This is a genomic window from Bacteroides sp. MSK.20.82 (genome assembly GCF_019052485.1).
GTDB classification, from domain to species: domain Bacteria; phylum Bacteroidota; class Bacteroidia; order Bacteroidales; family Bacteroidaceae; genus Bacteroides; species Bacteroides thetaiotaomicron.
Genome location: NZ_JAHQUN010000146.1, coordinates 1 through 491, shown reverse-complemented (window position 1 = coordinate 491; position 491 = coordinate 1). Strand labels below are relative to the sequence as shown.

The following is a 491-nucleotide window of genomic DNA, read 5'->3' as shown; positions in this document are numbered from 1 at the left end:
GACCGCCTTAATAGCGGACGGGAGTTGTACATCCAGAAAGGGGGCAGGCTGGGACGGAAGCCGGGAAGCCGGAAAACGGCCGAACAGAGGAAAGAGGAATACCGGGAGGCGATCGCCTTGTTGAAGAAAGGCTACTCGATCCGGAACGTGGCGAAGCTCACGGGAAAGGCCGTTTCGACGATACAACAAGTAAAAAAAGACTTCATTAATAGCTGATTATCGGAACAAATATTGTATTTTTGCAACAAATACGAGTAAATGCACGTAATTAAAAACGAGTATTTGCGCGTGCCTAAAAACGAGTATTTGCACGAAAATAATCAGAATCTAAATAAAAACGGTTATGGCAACAATGGCGGAGAAAATGGCGGCTTCACTGGAGGAATTAAGAAAGCTCCAGGAGAAAGACCGCTGTGTCGTCCTGCAAGGGACGGCCGAGATAGGGAGGACGCATTTAACCCGGCTGTTGGATAACGGCTGGTTGCAGGAAG

The 491-nt window shown here is 48.1% G+C and carries 1 protein-coding gene; it reads left to right on the top strand.

Annotated features, from left to right (window positions below):
- Window positions 1-216, top strand: a 216-nt coding sequence (locus KTR07_RS28205; protein ID WP_147326752.1) for a helix-turn-helix domain-containing protein, incomplete at its 5' end; no start/stop codon positions are given.
- Between the last annotated feature and the right edge of the window lie 275 nt (window positions 217-491).